The following is a 19,667-nucleotide window of genomic DNA, read 5'->3' as shown; positions in this document are numbered from 1 at the left end:
AGACCTTATTTTCGTCTGAATACCATTACCCCGATAAATCGGGCAATCATATTCATCCTACGGCATAGCCTTTAGAACAATCCCTCGTCAGCAGTGAAAGCACTTGCAGACGGGGGATTGTTCTTTTTCCGACTATGCGAAGCGGTATCTTTTATCATTGTCTACCCACCCTTATTGATACCCATAGTGGGTAACCACTATGGAAAAGATTAATTGATAATTTGAATCTGCCTCTCTGATTTTGGATCCTCCACAATATGCTGATTCTAAACCGTCGGGACAGTCATTTTCGTTCTCAGTGGCAAAGGTATTTCCGGGTTCTTCACGGACAAACAAGGTCGAGCCGCAAGCGGTTCTGATAAAAATCTTCCTGCTGCACTGCGTTTGAGAGTATTTTTCTCATAAACCTTGTTTGTCCTAAACCCTACACCATTATCGCCCCTGAAACAAAAACGACCGACTCGACGGAAAGACGCATAAAAAAAATGTCGGATTCAAAGGAGGCAGATAGAAATTGAAACTCAACTCCCTCCCTCATCTCAAGAATCCGCATAAACTTAAAAAAACAACAGCGATGAAGACAAGGTATAAAATAGCAGTTTTGGCACTCGTTGCCGTAGCAGGTTCAGCACTTTTAGGTGGTAGCTTTTGGTGGTGGTTAGTAGGAATAGCAGTAGGCAAATTCGTTATCCGCTTGCTTTTTACCATAGCGTTGGCGATAGTCATTTACTGCCTTGTATATGCTGCAATCATCGGTGGAATATTTTGGTTACTCATTTCTTAAAACATACAGAAACATGAAAAGATACAACAAGACAGTTGCACAGCAATGCAGATATTACGAAGTGGAAAATATCTATGAATATATGGTAAGCGTATATATCAACGGCAATATAGAGCCTTTTAAGGAACTATATAAAGAGTTATGCACCGATGCACGCAAGGAATTTATTTCCTACCTGTTTGACGAGGTGATACCAGCGTGGCGAGTAGAGATAATCCAAGCAACCATTTAAAAACCCATAAATACCCAAATAAGATGAAAGCATCCATCCATTTCCAAACAGAAATACAGAGTTATTTAGAACAGCGTGCCGAGTATGACGAATTATTCGCCCGTTCCTACCGTAACCCGTTGAAAAACATAGAAGATTGCATAACCTATATTTTGAACTATGTTCAGAGAAGTGGTTGCAACGGTTTCTCTGATGATGAAATATTCGGGCAAGCCGTACACTACTACGATGAAACCAATATTGAAGTTGGCAAGCCTATCGACTGCAAAGTAGTAGTCAATCATGCGGTGGAACTGACCGAAGAAGAGAAAGCGGAAGCACGTAAGGAAGCCATCAAGCGAGCCGAAAACGAGGCTTATAGCAGAATGACGAAGCGCAAGACTGCCCCTAAGAAAGAGGGTATTAACAACGGACAAATGGCACTTTTATTCTAACGATTATGAAACCGAAAACGGAGATACAAAAAGAGGTTACAGTATTGAGCGCACAATTACCTCAAATTAATGAAGCACAAAAGAAGTATGCTTTCCGCCATTGCTTTGAACACGTCGGGCGCAGGTCTGCCAAAGGTATCATTACCTGCACCGAGTGCGGACACCAATGGCAGGGAAACGGAGCATTGGCAGATACGCTTTGCGATTGCACCTGCCCTCATTGCGGAATGGAACTGAAAGTCCATACCACCCGAAAACGGGTATTCAAAGAAATTGAATATTTTTCCATGATTACCACCTGCAAAGGCTATCAAGTGATACGGTTCTTCTTTGCAAAGGCTTATTACAAGGTCGGACAGCCTGCCGAATATTCCATTTACGAAGTGGCACAACGCTGGATTGCCCCCAACGGTAAGTTTGAAACGATAGCCCGATTGAGAGGGATAGCTTTCATCTATTACGATTTATGGCAGGAAGGCAGTTCTATGGAAATCCGCAGGAACCACCATGTGTATGACATACACCCCGTATGTACTTATCCGAGAATAAAGGTAATTCCCGAACTCAAGCGTAACGGCTTCAAAGGTGATTTTCACAAACTCCAACCGTTTGACCTGTTTTGTGAACTGTTGAAAAACAACCAAGCGGAAACGCTGATGAAGACGGGACAATATAGCCTGCTAAGTTATTTCATACACCATCCGTCCAAAAGTATCTCCACCTATTGGAATGCCATCCGCATAGCAACCCGTAACGGCTGTATGGTAAGCGATGCAGGGATATGGTGCGACTATATCGACTTGCTCCGTTATTTTGGCAAGGACACAAACAGTCCGAAATATGTTTGTCCTGCCGACTTGAAAACCGAACATGACCGCCTTGTAAAAAAGAAAATGGAACGTTTGGAACGTGAACGGATTGAAGAACAGAAGCACAAGGCATTGGAAAATGAACAGCGTTTCCAAGAACTCAAAGGCAAGTTTTTCGGCATCGCCTTTACAGACGGGACAATCCAAGTACGGGTATTGGAGAGCGTATTGGAGTTTTTGGAAGAGGGAACAGCCATGCACCATTGCGTGTATTCCAACGAATACTACCTCAAACCCGACAGCCTTATATTTTCCGCCTGCATAGACGGGAAGCGGGTAGAAACGATAGAAGTTTCGCTCAAAACAATGAAAGTCCTACAAAGTCGTGGCGTATGCAACCAAAATACCGAATACCACGACCGCATCATCGAACTTGTAAATAAGAACAAACGGCTTATCCGTAAGCGGATGGCTGCATAATCATTAAACTGATAAGAAGAATATGGAAACAGCATACAAAACGATAATAGTAACATTCGATGAAAACATCGAAGAACTGAACGGCATATTTGATACTCCCCAAACATGGGGAGCATCCACTCTCAAGGAATGGATAGAGTCTCATGAAAGCACGCGTTTCACGCAGATTGGCGATAATTCGGCAGTAATCACTTCCAAATACAATATGCCATCCATTATAGTGTGGCTGCAACGTTATACACCGATAATGATATGGAGGGAGGAATAAGCCATGTACACATTATTCATAGGCTTTCGGAAGATAGACATATTCCCGACCATTCGGGAAGCCAAGAAATTTGCAACAGAGAGTGAATTAATTGGCGTGTTCACTCTTATAGGAGATAATTATCACGATAGTTGGTACAAATTTTAATCAGTAAAAGCATGAAATCATTGAACAATAACGGAGTATCCACCTGCGAGACAGGACAAGAAAACTATGTGTATTTCAACCTAATGCCCCGATTACGCAGGAAAAGCAGGTATTGCCAATACGATTACCGCCATGAAGAAGATGGTGAGTTATTCTCAACAGTCGCCCCTACATTGGAAATATGCAGGCAGCGCAGGGATGAATGGCTAAAGAACAAGGAGAGCAAATAATGGTAGCAAAGACTATCTTAGAACAGCTTGGCGATGGTAAGTTTATTGCCATGACGGGAAGCAAGGATTTTATAGATTTGGGAAACGGGTTAAGAATGAACCTTGCAAGGAACAAGACTTCCGCCAATCGGCTTGAAATCATTTTGGATAGAGAAACGGACACTTATACAATGAAGTTCTTCCGTCAGATATTCAGCAAAAAGACATTTGAAGTATCAAAAAAGGATATTGCGCTGCATGAAGGTGTCTATTGCGATATGCTGGAAGAAATGTTCACTTCGATTACAGGATTGTATACAAGGCTATGAGAGGACGGGCGGTTTTTCCGCCCGTTACTTTCTTTCAGTGAGCCGATAGCGGGTAAGAAAGTAACAAAGAAACCGTAGTTAAACCCTCTAAAAATTCAGAGGGTTATTTTTGTGCCGTTATTTTTAGCTGATAAAACGGCACAAAAGTAATAAATTCCATTTTATGTAATTGAATTTCAGGTACAATTGTTATATTTGTGAACAAAAATCGTTATAGTGATAAATAGTAGAGAATATAATAACAAATAAATATTATGATTGATTTTGAAACGATTAATTCAGGTGCAAGTTTTTATAAAGCAGACTTGCACATCCATAGTTATGGAGAAGAAGGTTCTTTTGACGTAACAGATACTACAATGACTCCTGAAAATATTGTAGATACTGCGATAGAAAAAGGATTATCTATTATTTCAATCACAGACCACAATGAAGATAGAAATGTAAAAAGAGCACTTAAACATGCTGAAGGGAAAAACATTCTTGTTATTCCGGGCATGGAAGTATCAACATTACAAGGACATTTGCTTTTATATTTTGAAAAATATGACGAACTAAAAAATTTTAGAGGAAAATTGTCAGTTGCAGAAGATAGGCAAACATGTACGCAAGGAATTATAGATTGCCTAAATCTTGCAAAACAATATAATGGTGTAGGTGTATTAGCCCATATTGAGTTAGACTCTGGTTTTGAAAAAACAATTAATCGTTTTGACCCCAAAATGTCTGCTATTCTGACTCATGAGGTATTAATGGCTTTAGAAATTAGCACCAAAGATAGCATATCCTTATATACGGATAATGACGATACCGAAAGTTCAGAGGAAAGAAAAAGATTAATTAATGAAAGACGACAAGCATTAAATTTAGAAAGCAACTATGACTTTCCAAAATTAATGTCTTCAGATGCTCATACGTTAGACAAACTCGGACTGAATGCAAGTGGAGAAAAAAAATTAACCCGAATTAAGCTGGATTCATTAAATTTTCACGCATTTAGAATAGCCTTATTAAGTAGCAATTCAAGAATAAGAATAGAAAATCTTATACCAGAGAGACTTCCTCGATTTGTTGGAATGAGTATCGAAGGGGGATTGCTTGACAAACAAGTAGTTCATTTTAGTAATAATTTAACCTGCATTATCGGTGGACGTGGTGCGGGGAAATCAACAATGCTTGAATCGTTAAGAGAATGTTCAGGGAATCACTCTGAGTTAAATGTTGTTGATAGCGAAGTTTGGCCTGAGAGAATTTTATTACAATATGAAGATGAAACAGGGCAGATTATCAATTTTTCGAGAGAAAAGAATGGAAGTGTAACAAATTTAACTGATTCAGAAGGACTCTCTAAAGTGCAAATTGAAAGTTACGGACAAGGAGAAACTGCCAAAACTATTCAGTTTAGTGAGAAAAATCCGCAATTTTTGATAGATTTCCTCAATTCTTTTATTGACATAGATAATTTAAACATCGAAGATAAATCGTATCGGGATTTATTAAATGATAATCAAAGTAAGTTGAGAGCTTTGAGGATAGAGGTTTCCCAAATTCCTGAAGTTACTAAAATGAAAATTAACCTTGAAGGCAAGTTGAAACAATTACAACAAGATAAAGCAAGTGAATTAGTTAATTTCCATTTAGCATTAATTAGGGAAAAAGAAATACGTAGTAGCATTATTACTGACTTAAATGCTCTGGTTCATAAATATAAAGAAATTCTTTCTGATAAGACAATTTTCGAGAATTTTGAAAAAATTGATGGCAATGAAATTAAAGTAGGAAAAGATAATTTCATCCAAGTGAAAAAAATAGTAAAGAGATTTGGAGAGATAGTATCATCTAAGCAAGTCGAGTTAAATACGGAATTATCTCAAAAGATAGCAGAACTGAAAGTTCAGTTAGAAACATGGAAGAGCAAGGAAACAGAAATTCAATCCAAAATCGAAGCCAAGAAGAAAGAACTTGAAGATAAGGGTATTCCATTTGATTTAGGAAAAATAAATCAGATTACTAAAGACGTTGTTATATATCAAACAAAACTTAAAATATTGCAACAAAAAGAATCTGACCTAAAGATACTACTTAAAGAACGGGATGATATTATCAAGAAAAGAATTGAAGTAAAAAATAAGATTTATTCTCATCATTATGCTTTTGCCAAAATGACAAATGAGAATTTAAAGAATAGTGTAGATAATTTCTTTGTATCTGTAAGATATATGAATGGTGGATATTCTCCCACATTTGAACAAGCTATAAGAAATTTATCACAATGGCGATTATTAAGAAAATCCGAATTCTTAGCTCAAAATATTACTCCTATTGATTTTGCTGAAGCAATACGGAAAAAGAATCTTGATTTCATGAAAAAGATAGTTGATGAATCACGAGCACGTGTCTATTCAGATGATGAAATTAATGGCTTATTGATAAAAGCTACAGATAGTTATAATTATGAGGATTTCGATTCTTTGGATTTTGATGATAAACCAAGTATAATTGTTACAAAAGTTGTCGAAGACGAATCAGGAAATACTCAATACGTAAACAGGCCATTAAATCAATTATCATTAGGACAGCAACAATCAATTTTATTAGCAATCTTATTGCAATCAAAAAGCAAGGTTCCTCTTTTGATAGATCAGCCAGAAGATAATTTAGATAGTGAATTTATTTATAAATCAATTGTTGCTAATCTACGGAAAATAAAAGAACATAGACAAGTAATTATTGTTACGCACAATCCTAACATAGCTGTTCTTGGCGATGCGGAGCTAATTATCCCTTTAAAGAGTACAAGTATAAAATCTTTAATAATGGAACGTGGGTCAATAGACAATGAAAAAACTCGCAAATTATGTTGTGAAATATTAGAGGGAGGAGAACGAGCTTTTAGAAAAAGACAAGAAATATATAAAATATAATATGCTTCTGTGGAAAAAATCCATCGACAATGGTGTCGATGGATTTTTTTGTTTTTACTTCTCTGTAGTTTTCGTATCGCCATAATTTTGAAACGAGAAACTCAAATCATACCTCTGCCCGAAGCTATCATACACTGTCACGTCAATAGCTTGCTGGTCGGTACACTCCGAAGTGTAATACAGCCGGAATGTTTCTCTTTTCAACGGATAGAAATCATTGGGAGCAAATACGGTTCCGTCATCCATCCGCAGGCTCCCACGTCCGTCCGGTTGGAAATAGGAAATGAAGAACTCCGTTTCCCGGTAGTTTCCCGACTTGTGCAGTTGGAGGCGTATTTCAGCCGTTTCACCCTGTTTGATGCGTTTCTGCACAGGCATGGTCGTCAGTGAGAAATCGTATGCCTGCTGCACTTCTATCTTGTCATCGCAGGAGGTAAGGAACAGTCCGGTCAATACCACCGCCAACATGGTTATAATCTTTATTTTCATGGTCATACTAATTTAAGATGAATTTTATGCCTGCCCCGAAAGTCAGGTGAAAGTGCCCGATGGAACTGCCCCAGAGTGCCCGCTCCCGTGCGTTAAGCAACAGCACCACACGGTCGGACAGGTAAGTTTCCAATTCCAATGTTACCGCACCGCCATAGATGAATGAATCCTTATTGCGGAGTGTTGCCCCGTCGGGAAGTAACTTATCACCCCACCGGCTTGTTTCATATCCGGCAAGTGCCGAACCGCCCAAAGAGAGAAAGAATATTTTGGAAGCGTCGGACAAGACTTTCAGATAGTAACCGCCCTCCGCCGTAAACTGCGCTTTGGGGATATAGAGGCTTTTGTATTCGTACTGTTTGTTCAGATATTCCGCCCCGAACACCCAGCGGTTTCCGTTCTTTGTATAAGTGGATAGCCCGATACCGAGATAATAGTTTACAGGTTTCTGTACTCCGTCCACGAAACCGCCTTTCAGTTCCACGCCACGCATACCCGGTAGGCAGCGTTGGGCGTTTGCTTGCCCCGCAAGGGCAAGCAACGCTACAACTACAAATAGATACTTCTTCATCTTACTTCACTTTCAGTTCGTTAATCACCCTTGCACGCACGATGTCCTCGTTTTCAATCACAAAGGACTGATGGCGACCACCGGATTTCTCATGCAATTCGACAATCACTTGTTTGTCTTCGGGAATGGTGAATTTCTCCATCGTAAAGATGGTGCGCTCGTCCTTGTTGCCTGCCACACGGGTGGTGTAGTTATAGGCACGGAGCGGAAAAATCACCTGCTCCTGAATGGCGGTACGCTTGGCTACTTTCTTATCCACGATTTTGAACGTGATAAAATCTACGTCGAACGGCACGTTAGACGAGTTCTTAATCTGCGTATGGAAATACAGCAGCCCGTTGTGCGTGTACATCCCACGGAGCAGGTATTGGATGCCGAAAGACTTCGCCCCGATATGCTTGATTTCACGCTTGTTGTTCTTGTGGATAGACTTCATAATCAAATGCACCAACTTGGGGGATTCGCTGCCCAGCTCCTGCAAATAAATATCGAGGGCATTGTTCGGACGATTAACCGTGCTGCCATCGTGGATAAAGTCTTTCATCTCGATGTTGAGCAACAACGGTTCATCTGCATACTTCACATTAAAGGTATAGAACGAGCCGCTTTCGGTAATCACCGAAAAATTGGTTTCTGTGCGGAAATTCTTCACCGTCGCTTTCACACGGATCACATTTTCCGCACCGTCGGCTTTGCCCGCAATCAGATTGGGAGAACCCAAATCCACATAACGGACTGCGGACGGGAAAATGACGTGTACCGTCTTGTCATACGTCACTTCCATACTGTAGGGCGGTATCATACGGTCGAAAGTCAGTTGTTTGCAACCGAAGGCAACCAACATTAGAAATCCTCTACCAAATAGCTGAAATATTACAGGTTAGTGTAAAAGATTTGCTAACAGAGAATATCGAAAACAAATAGATATAGATTGCGTATGAGTACAACTTATCAAACAGACTTTTCAGCCAAAGAACCATCTTTAGGCTACAATTATCAAATTAGATATAGTTTGTATTTATTGTTGCGTGAGAAAGCAAAGGAGAACCCTTCTATTCGATTAGAAGAACTTGATGATATTGTGATAGATGATATTGATGGTAGGGATTTGTATCAAACCAAATTACATATCAATTCTGTGGCAAATTTGTCAGACAGAAGTGCTGATTTTTGGAAAACTATACGGGTTTGGAGTGAGGCTATTCTTTCTGGTTTATTAGATATTGACAATACTGTTTTCACACTCATTACAACAGCAACAGTAAGTCCTGATTCCTTTATATCCAGACTGACGGTTAGTAGTACTCAAACTCGGATAGGTGTATTGGAAGATATGCTTAAAATATGTACAGAGAGTAGTAATCAAACCAATATAAAAGGTTACGAAGCATTTGTTCGTTTATCGTCAGAACAACAAACTAAATTGATAAATAGTATAATATCATAGATGCTTCGTTGTCAATTGACGGAACTTTAACCGCAATAAAAAATGAATTAAAGTATTCTGCTCCAGTTGGGAAAATAGATTTATTTGTGGAAAAAATAGAGGGTTGGTGGTTTCACAATGTATATTGATGCTGTCCCAAAAGAAAGATGGAATTTCAAGTAAAGAACTACAAATGAAAATATCAGATACGAGAGAAATGTTTTCGGCAGACAATCTACCTGATGATTTTCCTGATCCACTAACCATAGATGAAGAAGAAATTGCAGATTATGAAGAAAGGATGTTTATTAAACAGTTAAAAATAATTGCAGTCAAAAATAATAGTATGAGAAATGCTATTAGTGATTTTAGAAGGGCTTTTGAACAGCGATCAAAATGGTTACGAGATAATTTGACAGGTATAGAAGAATACAATAGATTTGATAATCAATTATTCAATCACTGGAATAGTATTTTTGCATTGATGAAAGATGAATGTGAGGATATGACTGAAGAAGAATTAGCAAAAGCTGGAAAAAGTTTCTATGAAGATTTTTATATAAAGAGCCCCCCCCCTGCATATAAAATACGAAATAACTTCCAGCCACAATACTTGACTACAGGAAGTTGCCATATGCTGGCGGAAGACAAAAAAATTGGTTGGCATCCAAATTTTCAAGAATTATTAAAAGATAAATGATGGAAAAATGGGAAGATAGATCTCAGATTGCAGCTAATTTACTTAATCCTGCATTTTGTGGAGAAATAATACGTCGGACTATTGCGGCATACAATAACAATGAAGAGAATGCAAAGTTTCCATTTTCTTTGCTTTATTTAATATTGCCAAAACTCCTACATAAAAAAACCAGAGAAAACATGCCTCAAAGATCAAGCACTTATTTTCATTATTGGGTTGATGAGAATGAGTTCTTGTTTATTGATTTTGCATATAGAGTAAAAGAGTTAATTCCTTACACGAAGGAAAGTCTTATGTTTCTATTATCACATAATGCTGCAAAAATTGATGATAACGGTAGGATAGAAATTAACTCAATATATGCGTAGAAACCCAACTGGAGAACATTCAGATGAAGTTCGATCTATTTATAAAAAAGCAGATTTACTTGGTAAGTGGTTCCGTTTGACAGGGAATGAGCAAACAATTTACATGTTTCTAAAAATTAGACCATAATATGCAGATTAAAAATATTATCCTATACAAGGATGCTGAGCGTAAAAGAATACTTCCTTTTGATTTGGGTAAAGTGAATATTATCACAGGTGAATCCAAGTCTGGAAAAACCGCATTGATTAATATTGTTGATTACTGTTTAGGAAGCAAAGAGTGTAAAATAGCAGATGGCGTTATTCGAGATAATGTTTATTGGTTTGCAATGACTATTGCTTTTGCAGACAATGAACAGTATGTTATTGCACGATTAAATCCTAATGTTCGGAATGTTAGCAGTATCTCTGAAATCTATATCGAACAAATTAATGATGATTATTTTCCTGAATTCTCTAATCTTCATAATAACAGTAACATATTATAGCTTTAAAAGAATTTCTATCAAGAAAATTAGGAATAGCTGAGAATCTACAAATCGCAGAGAATAATACTAGAGAATCATTAGAGGTTAATTTTAAACATTCGCGATTTTATAGTTTTCAACCTCAAACGCTTATTGCGCAGCAGGATTATTTATTTTATAAACAAACAGAACAGTTTGTTCCTCAGTCAATGAAGGATTCATTGCCTTAGTTTTTTAGGAGCAATTAGAGAAGATAGTTTAAAAATTGAGCAGGAAATTATTCAAAATAAACGAATCTTAAATAGACTTACGCGTGAGAAGAATGAAGCAGATAAAATTAGGACTGATGGCGTAAGTTTGGCATTTTCATTAGTAGAGGAAGCCAAAGAAATGGGTATAATGGATAAAAATATTATTGTTGAAACAATTTCAGATGCTCTTAAAGCCCTAAATAGTGTCAAAGATTGGGAATACAACACCTCACAAGTAACAGTGAATGGTGAAAATTCTGCTTTGAAAAATCTTGTAAATAAAAGAAATGAATATAAAGTTGAATTAGGTCATCTGGAAGATACTATATCTGCCACAAAAACCTTTATAAAAAATAATTTTCATTATTCGGAAGAAGTCGAGCAACAAAAAATGAGACTTGAGAGTATAGGGCTATTTTCAGAAACAGAAAATACAGACTACAATGTTTGTCCGTTATGTAATAATGCTCTATCAACAAATATTCCTTCCATACAAGCAATTAATGCACCGCTCTTGCATCTTAATCGTAGTTTGGAAGAAACAGCTAGGGAAAAGCCTCGTTTAAACAAATATTTACAAGAGTTATCGGTAAAAGTTGATGTTCTAAAAGAGGAAATACTTAAAATTGAAAATGCAATTTCGGCTTTATATACAGAGCAAGAAAATGCAAGAAGATTACGTGATTTGAATTTGCGAAGAGGAAAAGTTATAGGACGAATAAGTCTGTTTTTGGAAAGCGTAGACTTTACAGAGGATCGTGGGTTGGATAATCAGATTCAAGAATTGAGAATTGAAATTGAGAGGTTATCTGGACTTGTTGATAAAGAGTCAAAAGAAGACAAATTGATGTCAATCATTAATAAGATAAACCTACACATGAGCAATTGGGTGAGGAGCCTTGATGTAGAATATGAAGATGCTCTAATTAGATTTGACCTTCAAAATTAACATTGATTGCAGATACAGATCGCAAATCTATCCCTTTATCTCAGATGGGAAGTGGAGCCAACTGGGTAAGTTATCATTTACTTATTCACTTCGCATTACATCAGCACTTTGTTCAAACTGACAGACCTGTACCTCGTTTTCTAATGATTGACCAACCGACACAAGTATATTTTCCACCTGAGAAAGATGTCAATAATGACGGAGTAATGCAAGAAAGTTCAGATGAAATAGCAGTAAAAAAGATGTTCGATTTCATTATTGACAGAACTGATGCGATGGATTCTAAATTTCAAGTAATTATTACAGATCATGCCTATCTACAAGACGACAAGTTTAAAAACTGTGTTAAAGCAGTCTGGAGAAATGGAGAAAAATTAATCCCCCAAGATTGGCTGACAGACAATGATCTAAATTAAAACGAACGGGCAAATCTTATATGAGAGGTTTGCCCGTTTTTCATTCAGCATAGAAAGCTGTTGTCTTTGAGTTGAACCACGATTGACGGTTCTGTGCGTATCGGCATTACCACCTTTTGGACAACCCACTGCCGAAATACTTTGGCAGGCAGGCTGTTAAGTCGAAAGGCAAGGGCGGTTATCATTTCCAGATTATACGCATTCGCACGGTTGCCATTCTCTAAATGGATATATTGGTATGTGTCGTTTTCTTGCAAAGCTCTGCTTTTGTAGATAGCTTTGATGTTAATTCTGATTGCGGAGTATGTAATACCTAATAGCTCGGCTATTTCAAAATCCGCCATCCATACGTTACCTGTAATGGTAACACTGTTTCTGTTGATAGATATACTTCCTCGTTTCATAATCATGTTGAATTAAATTGCTTGACAAATAAAACTCTCCATTTGCTCGATCTGCTTCGATAGCTTATCCATATCACGGCTGACTTTCTCTGCCGTAATTTTAGCGTAAATCTGGGTTGTGCGGATACTACGATGTCCGAGCATTTTTGAGAGTGTTTCGATAGGTACATCGTTCGATAGGCACACGGTCGTGGCATAGCTATGACGGCTTTGATGCCACGTAACGTTTTTATCTATACCGCATTTTTTAGCGATAACCTTTATTCCGTTTTTGCAGTTCGGATAGCAAGGAACAGGAAGTAACTTTCCATTTTCTGCCATACCCTCATACTTGTCTATGATGTGTTTGGCAACATCCAGCAAGCGGATATTGCTCTCCGTACCCGTTTTCTGGCGGTTGGTCTTAATCCACAGATGACCGTCGAAGGATATTTGCAGATTCTCTTTTGTTAGGTTCGCCATATCCGTCCAACTCAATCCGGTAAACGTGCAGAAGATGAACAAATCACGGATCAATTCATAGCTTTTCTTTTTGAACGTGCCGTTAATTAAGAGTTTGATTTCCTCTTTAGTCAGAAAACCCCGCTTTGTTTCCTCCTTCGTGATGCTGTACCCGAAGAACGGATCACGTTGCAGCCAGCCGTTATTAATGGACATGAAGATAATACTCCGAAAGGGCATCATATAAGACCATACCGTATTGGTGCAATGGTTCTTCTCCGTTCTGAGGAATAACTCAAAGTCCGTAATGAAAGCCGGAGCAAGCTCTTTCAACGCAATATCGCTTACTTTGTACCGCTGTTTGATAAACTCCGACAAGTGGTTGTACACTGTGCAGTATTTCCAATAACTGCGTTCGCTTTTGATTTTGCCTACTTGCTTCAAATAATCGGCATTGTGCTGACGGAATACGGCAAGCAGAGTTTCGTGGTTCATCCCCATTCCCAGAAAAGCATTGCGGATTTTCTCGGCAGTGACATAATTGTCTTTATCGCAAATCTCTTGATAGGCTTTGTTGATACCTACACGAATTTTGTCTAACATCCGGTTCGTTTCCTGTGCAACGGTACTTCTGCCGGACACCCTGGCCAGCTCGACGTTCCACAATTTTTCCTCTACGTCCAGTTTGCTGCTGAACTGAGATACTTTGCCGTTTACCGTGATACGGCACATGACTGGCACAAGCCCGTTCTTCTTCGGGGCATTACGCTTCAAATAAAACAAGACTTTAAAAGTTGATCTCATACTCTACATTTTTTTAAGTTACAAAATTAAGTTATGTAGAGTCATTCGTTAATATGCAAAGCATTGCCAATCAGTGCAAAAGAATCGGATTTGTTTCTTTTTTAGCGTAACCTCTTTCGTTTCTCGAAATTTAGGTTACATTTACAGCCACGGCGACCGTTGAAAGCATGTAAATCAGCGCATTGAAAACCTATCTAAAATCCCTTTATCTACCAAAGAAGAGTAACGGGATAGTAACGTAACTCCGGTTTTACTTGGCTTTTTGATGGTTTTACTTGGCTTCTCACTTTTCTCTGATTATCGCCTAAATCGCTCTTTTACAACCTTCTTTCTGTGCTCTGCTCTTAGTCTCATTTTTATTTCTTATCTTTGTATAGAGAAATTCAAAATACATACAGTTATGTCGATGGTTTTCCGATTCAGGATGTTGAGCGATGAGAACGACAACTTCGTGCGCGATTACGAGGTGCTGTACGATACTACCCTGCTCGATTTTCATCATTTCATCCTTCGCTCGCTCGAATACGAGGATTGCATGGCATCGTTTTTCAAGGCCGACGAACGTTGGGAGAAGCAGCGCGAATTCACGCTGATGGATATGGACGACGGCGCCGAGGGGGCTCCCGTGGCAATGGAGAACGTGACCCTCGGGCAGATTATCCATAACAACCGCGACCGGCTGATCTATCTCTTCGACATGTTCGGCGACCGGGCCTACTTTCTGGAGCTGACCGGTTCGTTCGAAGCGCAGGACGGCGCTTCCTATCCGCGTGAAATTTACGCGCAGGCCGACGCTCCGGATCAGTATGATCCCACGAAGAATGTCGTCGGGGGCGAAGGGTCGATTTTCAACGAGGTGATGGGCGAATTCAACGACTTCGAGGGCGACGACAACTATGACGACGAGTACTAAACGGCTCATCGTTATCGTAGGGCCTACCGGCTCGGGAAAAACGGATTTGAGCATCCGCATCGCCCGCCGTTACGGCGCCCCGGTTCTTTCGACCGATTCACGCCAGATGTACCGGGGGATGGCTGTCGGTACTGCCCAGCCATCGCCTGAACAGCTGCAGGAAGTTGAGCATCATTTTATAGCATCGCACGATATAAAGGATAACTTGAGCTGTGGAGAGTACGAGACACAAGCCCTTGCGCGGCTCGATGAACTCTTCGCGGCGCATGATTATGTCGTAGCCGTCGGGGGCTCGGGACTTTATGTGCGGGCGTTGTGCGAGGGTATGGACGACCTGCCGCAGGCCGACGAGAAACTGCGCCGGGAACTCGCCTCGCGGCTTGCAACCGAGGGGCTGGAGTCGCTTGCCGCGCAGTTGAAAACACTCGATCCGGCCTACTACGACAAAGTCGACCGCAGTAATCCGGCGCGTGTCGTACGGGCGCTGGAGGTTTGCCTGCAGACCGGACTCCCCTATTCGCAGTTGCGTACCGGTACGCCCCGGCCGCGGAATTTCGGCATCGTGAAAGTGGGCGTAGACATGCCCCGGGATATGCTATACGAACGTATCGACCGGCGTGTCGATTGCATGCTGGCCGACGGACTGGAAGCCGAGGCCCGCGCCCTGTACCCTTATCGCCACCTGAATGCGTTGCAGACGGTCGGCTACCGGGAGTTTTTCGACTATTTCGACGGCCGCACCACCTATGACGAGGCAGTCGCGCTTATCAAACGCAATTCGCGCCGCTATGCCAAGCGGCAGCTCACCTGGTTCCGCCGCGACGGCGGGATACGCTGGTTCGGGCCCGATGACACCGAAGCGATTATAAGTTATATAGATTTTGGCGAATCGTAAAATTTTCGTACTTTTGCCGGCGTCTTTCGCCGAAAGACTGCTGCTCGGATGGTGGAATAGGTAGACACGCCGGACTTAAAATCCTGTGACCAGCAATGGTCGTGCGGGTTCGATTCCCGCTCCGAGTACCGGTAATAAGCCGCTGATCTTTATGATCGGCGGCTTATTTTGTGCCCGTATGGCAGGGAGCATAAATTTTCCGGACGACAATCCTGCAGTTGCACGGTTTTGGCACCGAAACATGCTAGTCGCGTTCAATTTTTATAGAAAACTGCCGAATGGAACAGGAATGCCCTACCTTTATGTATCCCATTTAGACAAATATCAGATGAGAGATGATTTTCACGTAGATACCGATATTTCGGCCCTTCCCGCATGCGAACACGAAGCGTACCTCGAAGAGGGATTCTGCGGGATGTGCACGGGCGGTACAGCCGTGATAAAGGTGTTTTCCGTCAGTCGTACAATAGCTGAAAACGATCTGGTTACCGTTCTTCCGTTGCAGCTGGTGTCGATTCACGATGTCAGTGCCGATTTCTCCATGACCTTTTTCAAAGTCGACAGGGGTGTATTTCTGGATGTCATGAGCGGCCTGGGCAAGATAACTCCCGATTTTTTCTTTTACATGCGGAAGAATTTCCGGGTGCGGCTTAACGGGCAGGAGGCCGCGAGGTTCCTCGGATTCTGCCGGGTGCTCGATTTCCGCTGCAAGAACGACGATTCCGTTTTCCGGCGGGAAACCGTCCTGCACCTGCTGCGGATTTATTTTTGGGACTTCTACGTCCACTTCCGGAAAATATCGTGCGACCGGAAAACCCTCCGCATCCTGAACTCCAACAAGGAGAGCATCGCATTCCGATTCGCCATGCTCGTTTTCGAACACCACCGTGAGCACCGTGAAATCGCTTTCTACGCCGACAAACTGTGCATATCCCCCTTATACCTGACCAAAGTCATACAGGAAGTAAACGGGCAGTCTGCCCGTGAGTTTATCGCGGACTACGTTGTCGTCGCGATAAAGTCCCTGCTCCTGGACGCCAACCTCGATATAAAAGACGTTGTCCGACAGACCGGATTCTCCAACCACTCCTCATTAAGCCGGTTTTTCCGCCAGCATACGGGCATGTCCCCGTCGGAATACCGGCGTACGGTACACATTGCCTGGTAACCGAAAAATACTAAATTACATACGAAATGAAGCAGCCTGAAACTGCCCGCGAAAACCGTAAGCAGTCTTTTGAAAAAGAAATGTCCGAATTACTGCACGAACAGATCCTGTTTGCGGAGGATGTTTATGCACATTTGCCGATGGGCATTGAGATTTACGATACGCAGGGTATCCTGCGCAGTATAAACGACCATGCACTGCGCATGTACGGCGTCACCGACCTGTCTGAAGTGCTGGATAAGATCAACCTGTTCGACAGCCCCTATGTCGACGGGGAACTCAAAGCGAAGATACAGTCCGGCGAGGATATCACCCTGGAGTTCGAATACGATTTCGAGTTGATAAACAAAGAGTACTTTTCGACCCGCAGCCAAAATACCATTATATACGAGGCGCGGATTGTCGCCGTGCGGAACCGGAAGGGCGAGATTCTCGGGCATATGCTGCTCACCAACGACGTGACCTCCACCAAGGAGGCGGAATACCGTACCGAGGAAACCAAGAAAAATCTGGAAATGGCCATGGAGGCGGCCAGCATGTCTTCGTGGGTGTACGACGTGCGCAAACGGGTGTTCGGTTCGCTGTACGGCGAGCCGATGGTGCACGACGGTATGACGCTGGGCGACTTGCAGGCGAAATTGCATCCGCAGGATCGCGTTCCGCTGGCGGAACTTTTCTCCCGGCTGGAGAGCGGCGAGGTGCGGCAGGGGCAGCTTACCGTGCGTGTTTTGAACCCGGGCATGGAGGGCCGATACAGCCATTACGAAACCCGCCTGCGGGTTTCGACGGAGCATATGGGCAAACTGCAAATCGTAGGAACCCAGCTGGACGTGACCGAAAAGATACAAATGGCCAAAAAGACGCAGGATTTGATTGCCAAACGCGAACTGGCCATGAAAGTGAGCGACATCGTCCATTGGGATTTCGATGTGCGTACCCGGAAATTCGAGTCCTACAACGATCCGGTCAACGACTATGCTGCGGATAAACTGGTTACCGTGTCCGAGTATTTGGAGGTTATCCATCCCGAAGACCAGTCGTCGGTCAACGATGCCATTCAGACCATGCTGTCGGGCGAAAAGAGCAATATCAATTTTACCTGCCGCATACAGACCAAGTACGACGACTGCTGGCAGTATTGCAACGTTACGGGAGTTCCGTTCGAATACGGCGAACAGGGTGAGGTCATCAGGTTTACGGGATTCCGGCAGAATATTTCCAAACTTCACCAGTTGAACGAGGAGCTCAAGGAGCGTAACTACAAGATGGAACTCACGTTCAAAACGGTCGGAATGTCTTACTGGGATTTCGATGTGGCGACCGGGCAGTTCCGCTCGTTCAACGACCCGGTGAACGATTTCGATTCCGAAAGGGCGCTCGTCCCCGAGGATTATTTGAGTGTCGCCCATCCCGAAGATACGGAGTGCGTACGCGCGAATATCGACAGCATGTTCTGCGGCGAATGCAAGGAGTTCAGCCTCCAATACCGTTCCCGCACCAAGTGGGATCAGGAGTGGCAGACGCTGATTATCACCGGCATCCCCTCCGAAAGGGATAAAAAAGGCCGCATCATCCGCTATACGGGCATTGCGTTCAACAATACCAAATGGGAGAAGATGGCCCAGGAACTGAAAGAGCTGAAAAACAAGGCCGAGCTTTCCGATAGGCTCAAATCCGCTTTCCTGGCCAACATGAGCCACGAAATACGCACTCCGCTGAATGCCATCGTCGGCTTCTCCGAATTGCTGGTGGATTGCGACGACCCGGATGAAAAGGCGGAATACTGGCGGATTATCGAATCCAACAACGAGTTGCTGCTGCGGCTGATCAACGACATCCTGGATCTTTCCAAAATCGAGTCGGGCATACTCGAGCGCAAGCGGGAAAAGTTCGACCTGTCGCAGGTCTGCAACGAACTCTATCTGATGATGCAGCAGAAAATCACCAATCCGGATGTCGAATTGCACATGGATAATTCGCTTCCGGACTGCTGGGTGTTTCTGGACTGCAACCGCCTTAAACAGGTGTGGATGAACTTCCTCACCAATGCGGTGAAATGCACCCGGTCGGGACATATAAAAATGGGATATGCCGCCGAAAGGGGCGGCGTCCGGATCTATGTCGAGGATACGGGGGCCGGTATTCCCGAGGAGCTGCAGGCACGGGTGTTCGGCCGTTTCCAGAAACTCAACGAGTTCGCTCAGGGCACGGGGCTCGGACTGGCCATCTGCAAAGCGATCATCGAAGCTGCGGGAGGTGAAGTCGGGTTCCGTTCCCAGGCGGGCTCCGGTTCGACTTTCTGGGCTTGGCTCCCGTGTGAGGTCGGTACACGGGGCCGTTCCGATGCAACCGATTTGTCCCGTCCGCTGCGGAATGCCGTTCCCGCCGGGAACGACGACAGGGAGATGCGGATTCTGGTCGCCGAGGACAACGACAGCAACTATTCGCTGGTGCGGCATATGCTCAAGGACTACGACCTCACGCGTGCGGTAAACGGCGTGAAGGCGGTCGAAGCGGTACGCAGCGGAAGATTCGACCTCGTGCTCATGGACTTGAAAATGCCTGTCATGGGCGGACTCGAAGCGACCCGGAAAATCCGGGAGTTCAATTCCTCGGTTCCGATTGTGGCGCTCACGGCCAACGCTTTCGATTCGGACAAGGCCAGCGCCATCGAGGCCGGATGCAATGCCTTCCTGGCCAAGCCCGTGAAACGCCGTCAACTGCTCGAACTGTTTTCAACGGACTGGTAGGCGCGCTACCCTGCCGTCGGGCCTGCCGTCGGGCCCGCC

General features: G+C 42.7%; 23 protein-coding genes, 1 tRNA gene and 2 pseudogenes. 21 read left to right on the top strand and 5 right to left on the bottom strand.

From position 1 onward, the window contains the following. Window positions 1-574 precede the first annotated feature (574 nt). The 8 genes from QZT71_RS01190 (at window position 575) to QZT71_RS01155 (ending at window position 6,616) form a co-directional block, all read left to right on the top strand. On the top strand, window positions 575-784 hold the full coding sequence (locus QZT71_RS01190; RefSeq protein WP_295911316.1) for a hypothetical protein: 210 nt from the start codon (window positions 575-577) through the stop codon (window positions 782-784). Between the two features lie 13 nt (window positions 785-797). After that, a complete protein-coding gene (locus QZT71_RS01185; protein ID WP_295911315.1) occupies window positions 798-1,016 on the top strand; it encodes a hypothetical protein in 219 nt (72 codons plus the stop codon). A 23-nt stretch (window positions 1,017-1,039) separates the two neighbouring features. Continuing rightward, entirely contained in the window at window positions 1,040-1,450 is a 411-nt protein-coding gene (locus tag QZT71_RS01180) for a PcfK-like family protein (RefSeq protein WP_295911313.1), read from the top strand. Window positions 1,451-1,455: 5 nt separating this feature from the next. Further along, window positions 1,456-2,739 carry a PcfJ domain-containing protein gene (locus QZT71_RS01175; RefSeq protein WP_295911311.1) on the top strand — a complete coding sequence of 428 codons (1,284 nt, stop codon included), beginning with the start codon at window positions 1,456-1,458 and terminating at the stop codon, window positions 2,737-2,739. A 22-nt stretch (window positions 2,740-2,761) separates the two neighbouring features. Beyond that, window positions 2,762-3,007 (top strand): hypothetical protein, encoded by a 246-nt coding sequence (locus QZT71_RS01170; RefSeq protein ID WP_295911309.1) that lies wholly within the window; start codon window positions 2,762-2,764, stop codon window positions 3,005-3,007. 158 nt (window positions 3,008-3,165) lie between these two features. Next, the gene (locus QZT71_RS01165; RefSeq protein ID WP_295911307.1) at window positions 3,166-3,384 is read left to right on the top strand and encodes a DUF3873 family protein; all 219 of its coding nucleotides are present in this window, start codon (window positions 3,166-3,168) and stop codon (window positions 3,382-3,384) included. Next, window positions 3,384-3,692, top strand: a complete 309-nt coding sequence (locus QZT71_RS01160) for a hypothetical protein (RefSeq protein WP_295911453.1) — start codon at window positions 3,384-3,386, stop codon at window positions 3,690-3,692. The genes QZT71_RS01165 and QZT71_RS01160 overlap by 1 nt, the downstream gene beginning before the upstream one ends. 254 nt (window positions 3,693-3,946) lie before the next feature. Further along, on the top strand, window positions 3,947-6,616 hold the full coding sequence (locus tag QZT71_RS01155) for a TrlF family AAA-like ATPase (protein WP_295911305.1): 2,670 nt from the start codon (window positions 3,947-3,949) through the stop codon (window positions 6,614-6,616). A gap of 54 nt (window positions 6,617-6,670) precedes the next feature. Here the strand turns inward: QZT71_RS01155 and QZT71_RS01150 are convergent, their stop codons facing one another. From QZT71_RS01150 to traN, 3 genes and pseudogenes are all read right to left on the bottom strand, one after another. Beyond that, window positions 6,671-7,105 carry a DUF3872 domain-containing protein gene (locus QZT71_RS01150; RefSeq protein ID WP_295911304.1) on the bottom strand — a complete coding sequence of 145 codons (435 nt, stop codon included), beginning with the start codon at window positions 7,103-7,105 and terminating at the stop codon, window positions 6,671-6,673. Window positions 7,106-7,112: 7 nt separating this feature from the next. Further along, the gene (locus QZT71_RS01145) at window positions 7,113-7,676 is read right to left on the bottom strand and encodes a conjugal transfer protein TraO (protein WP_295911302.1); all 564 of its coding nucleotides are present in this window, start codon (window positions 7,674-7,676) and stop codon (window positions 7,113-7,115) included. A 1-nt stretch (window position 7,677) separates the two neighbouring features. Continuing rightward, a pseudogene (traN, locus tag QZT71_RS01140) lies at window positions 7,678-8,499 on the bottom strand (conjugative transposon protein TraN); the annotation flags it as partial. Between traN and QZT71_RS01135 the strand changes: the two are divergent. The 8 genes and pseudogenes from QZT71_RS01135 to QZT71_RS01105 form a co-directional block, all read left to right on the top strand. Continuing rightward, window positions 8,490-8,600 (top strand): annotated as a pseudogene (locus QZT71_RS01135) (transcriptional regulator); the annotation flags it as partial. The pseudogenes traN and QZT71_RS01135 overlap by 10 nt on opposite strands. Window positions 8,601-8,613: 13 nt before the next feature. Then, on the top strand, window positions 8,614-9,123 hold the full coding sequence (locus QZT71_RS01130) for a hypothetical protein (protein ID WP_295911300.1): 510 nt from the start codon (window positions 8,614-8,616) through the stop codon (window positions 9,121-9,123). A 172-nt stretch (window positions 9,124-9,295) separates the two neighbouring features. Beyond that, window positions 9,296-9,802: an ABC-three component system protein gene (locus QZT71_RS01125; protein WP_295911299.1), complete on the top strand. Its 507-nt coding sequence runs from the start codon at window positions 9,296-9,298 to the stop codon at window positions 9,800-9,802. Next, a complete protein-coding gene (locus QZT71_RS01120; RefSeq protein ID WP_295911297.1) occupies window positions 9,802-10,170 on the top strand; it encodes a three component ABC system middle component in 369 nt (122 codons plus the stop codon). The genes QZT71_RS01125 and QZT71_RS01120 overlap by 1 nt, the downstream gene beginning before the upstream one ends. Then, window positions 10,163-10,297: a three component ABC system middle component gene (locus QZT71_RS12485; RefSeq protein ID WP_363150547.1), complete on the top strand. Its 135-nt coding sequence runs from the start codon at window positions 10,163-10,165 to the stop codon at window positions 10,295-10,297. Before QZT71_RS01120 ends, QZT71_RS12485 begins: the two co-directional genes overlap by 8 nt. A 1-nt stretch (window position 10,298) precedes the next feature. Then, the gene (locus QZT71_RS01115; protein WP_295911295.1) at window positions 10,299-10,658 is read left to right on the top strand and encodes an AAA family ATPase; all 360 of its coding nucleotides are present in this window, start codon (window positions 10,299-10,301) and stop codon (window positions 10,656-10,658) included. A gap of 378 nt (window positions 10,659-11,036) precedes the next feature. Next, window positions 11,037-11,837, top strand: a complete 801-nt coding sequence (locus tag QZT71_RS01110) for a hypothetical protein (RefSeq protein ID WP_295911294.1) — start codon at window positions 11,037-11,039, stop codon at window positions 11,835-11,837. A gap of 2 nt (window positions 11,838-11,839) precedes the next feature. Continuing rightward, window positions 11,840-12,253, top strand: coding sequence for a DUF3732 domain-containing protein (locus QZT71_RS01105; protein WP_295911293.1), 414 nt, complete (start codon window positions 11,840-11,842; stop codon window positions 12,251-12,253). 44 nt (window positions 12,254-12,297) lie between these two features. Here QZT71_RS01105 and QZT71_RS01100 read toward each other — a convergent pair whose 3' ends face one another. Then, complete coding sequence (locus tag QZT71_RS01100; RefSeq protein ID WP_295911292.1) at window positions 12,298-12,657, bottom strand: hypothetical protein; 360 nt, start codon at window positions 12,655-12,657, stop codon at window positions 12,298-12,300. A 12-nt stretch (window positions 12,658-12,669) separates the two neighbouring features. Continuing rightward, the gene (locus QZT71_RS01095; RefSeq protein WP_295911290.1) at window positions 12,670-13,902 is read right to left on the bottom strand and encodes a site-specific integrase; all 1,233 of its coding nucleotides are present in this window, start codon (window positions 13,900-13,902) and stop codon (window positions 12,670-12,672) included. Between the two features lie 400 nt (window positions 13,903-14,302). Here QZT71_RS01095 and QZT71_RS01090 point away from each other — a divergent pair, with 400 nt between their 5' ends. The 5 genes from QZT71_RS01090 to QZT71_RS01070 all read left to right on the top strand — a co-directional run bounded on the left by QZT71_RS01090 (window position 14,303) and on the right by QZT71_RS01070 (window position 19,628). Further along, window positions 14,303-14,815 carry a hypothetical protein gene (locus QZT71_RS01090; protein WP_295911288.1) on the top strand — a complete coding sequence of 171 codons (513 nt, stop codon included), beginning with the start codon at window positions 14,303-14,305 and terminating at the stop codon, window positions 14,813-14,815. Beyond that, window positions 14,799-15,710 carry a tRNA (adenosine(37)-N6)-dimethylallyltransferase MiaA gene (miaA, locus tag QZT71_RS01085; RefSeq protein ID WP_295911286.1) on the top strand — a complete coding sequence of 304 codons (912 nt, stop codon included), beginning with the start codon at window positions 14,799-14,801 and terminating at the stop codon, window positions 15,708-15,710. The genes QZT71_RS01090 and miaA overlap by 17 nt, the downstream gene beginning before the upstream one ends. A gap of 42 nt (window positions 15,711-15,752) precedes the next feature. Continuing rightward, window positions 15,753-15,838 (top strand) — tRNA-Leu (locus QZT71_RS01080). Between the two features lie 200 nt (window positions 15,839-16,038). Continuing rightward, window positions 16,039-16,878 carry a helix-turn-helix domain-containing protein gene (locus tag QZT71_RS01075; RefSeq protein ID WP_295911285.1) on the top strand — a complete coding sequence of 280 codons (840 nt, stop codon included), beginning with the start codon at window positions 16,039-16,041 and terminating at the stop codon, window positions 16,876-16,878. Between the two features lie 80 nt (window positions 16,879-16,958). Next, on the top strand, window positions 16,959-19,628 hold the full coding sequence (locus QZT71_RS01070) for a response regulator (RefSeq protein ID WP_295911284.1): 2,670 nt from the start codon (window positions 16,959-16,961) through the stop codon (window positions 19,626-19,628). The last annotated feature ends 39 nt before the right edge of the window (window positions 19,629-19,667 follow it).

Origin of the sequence: uncultured Alistipes sp., from assembly GCF_902388705.1 — a bacterium.
GTDB lineage: Bacteria > Bacteroidota > Bacteroidia > Bacteroidales > Rikenellaceae > Alistipes.
This window is presented reverse-complemented; position numbering and strand designations above follow the sequence as displayed.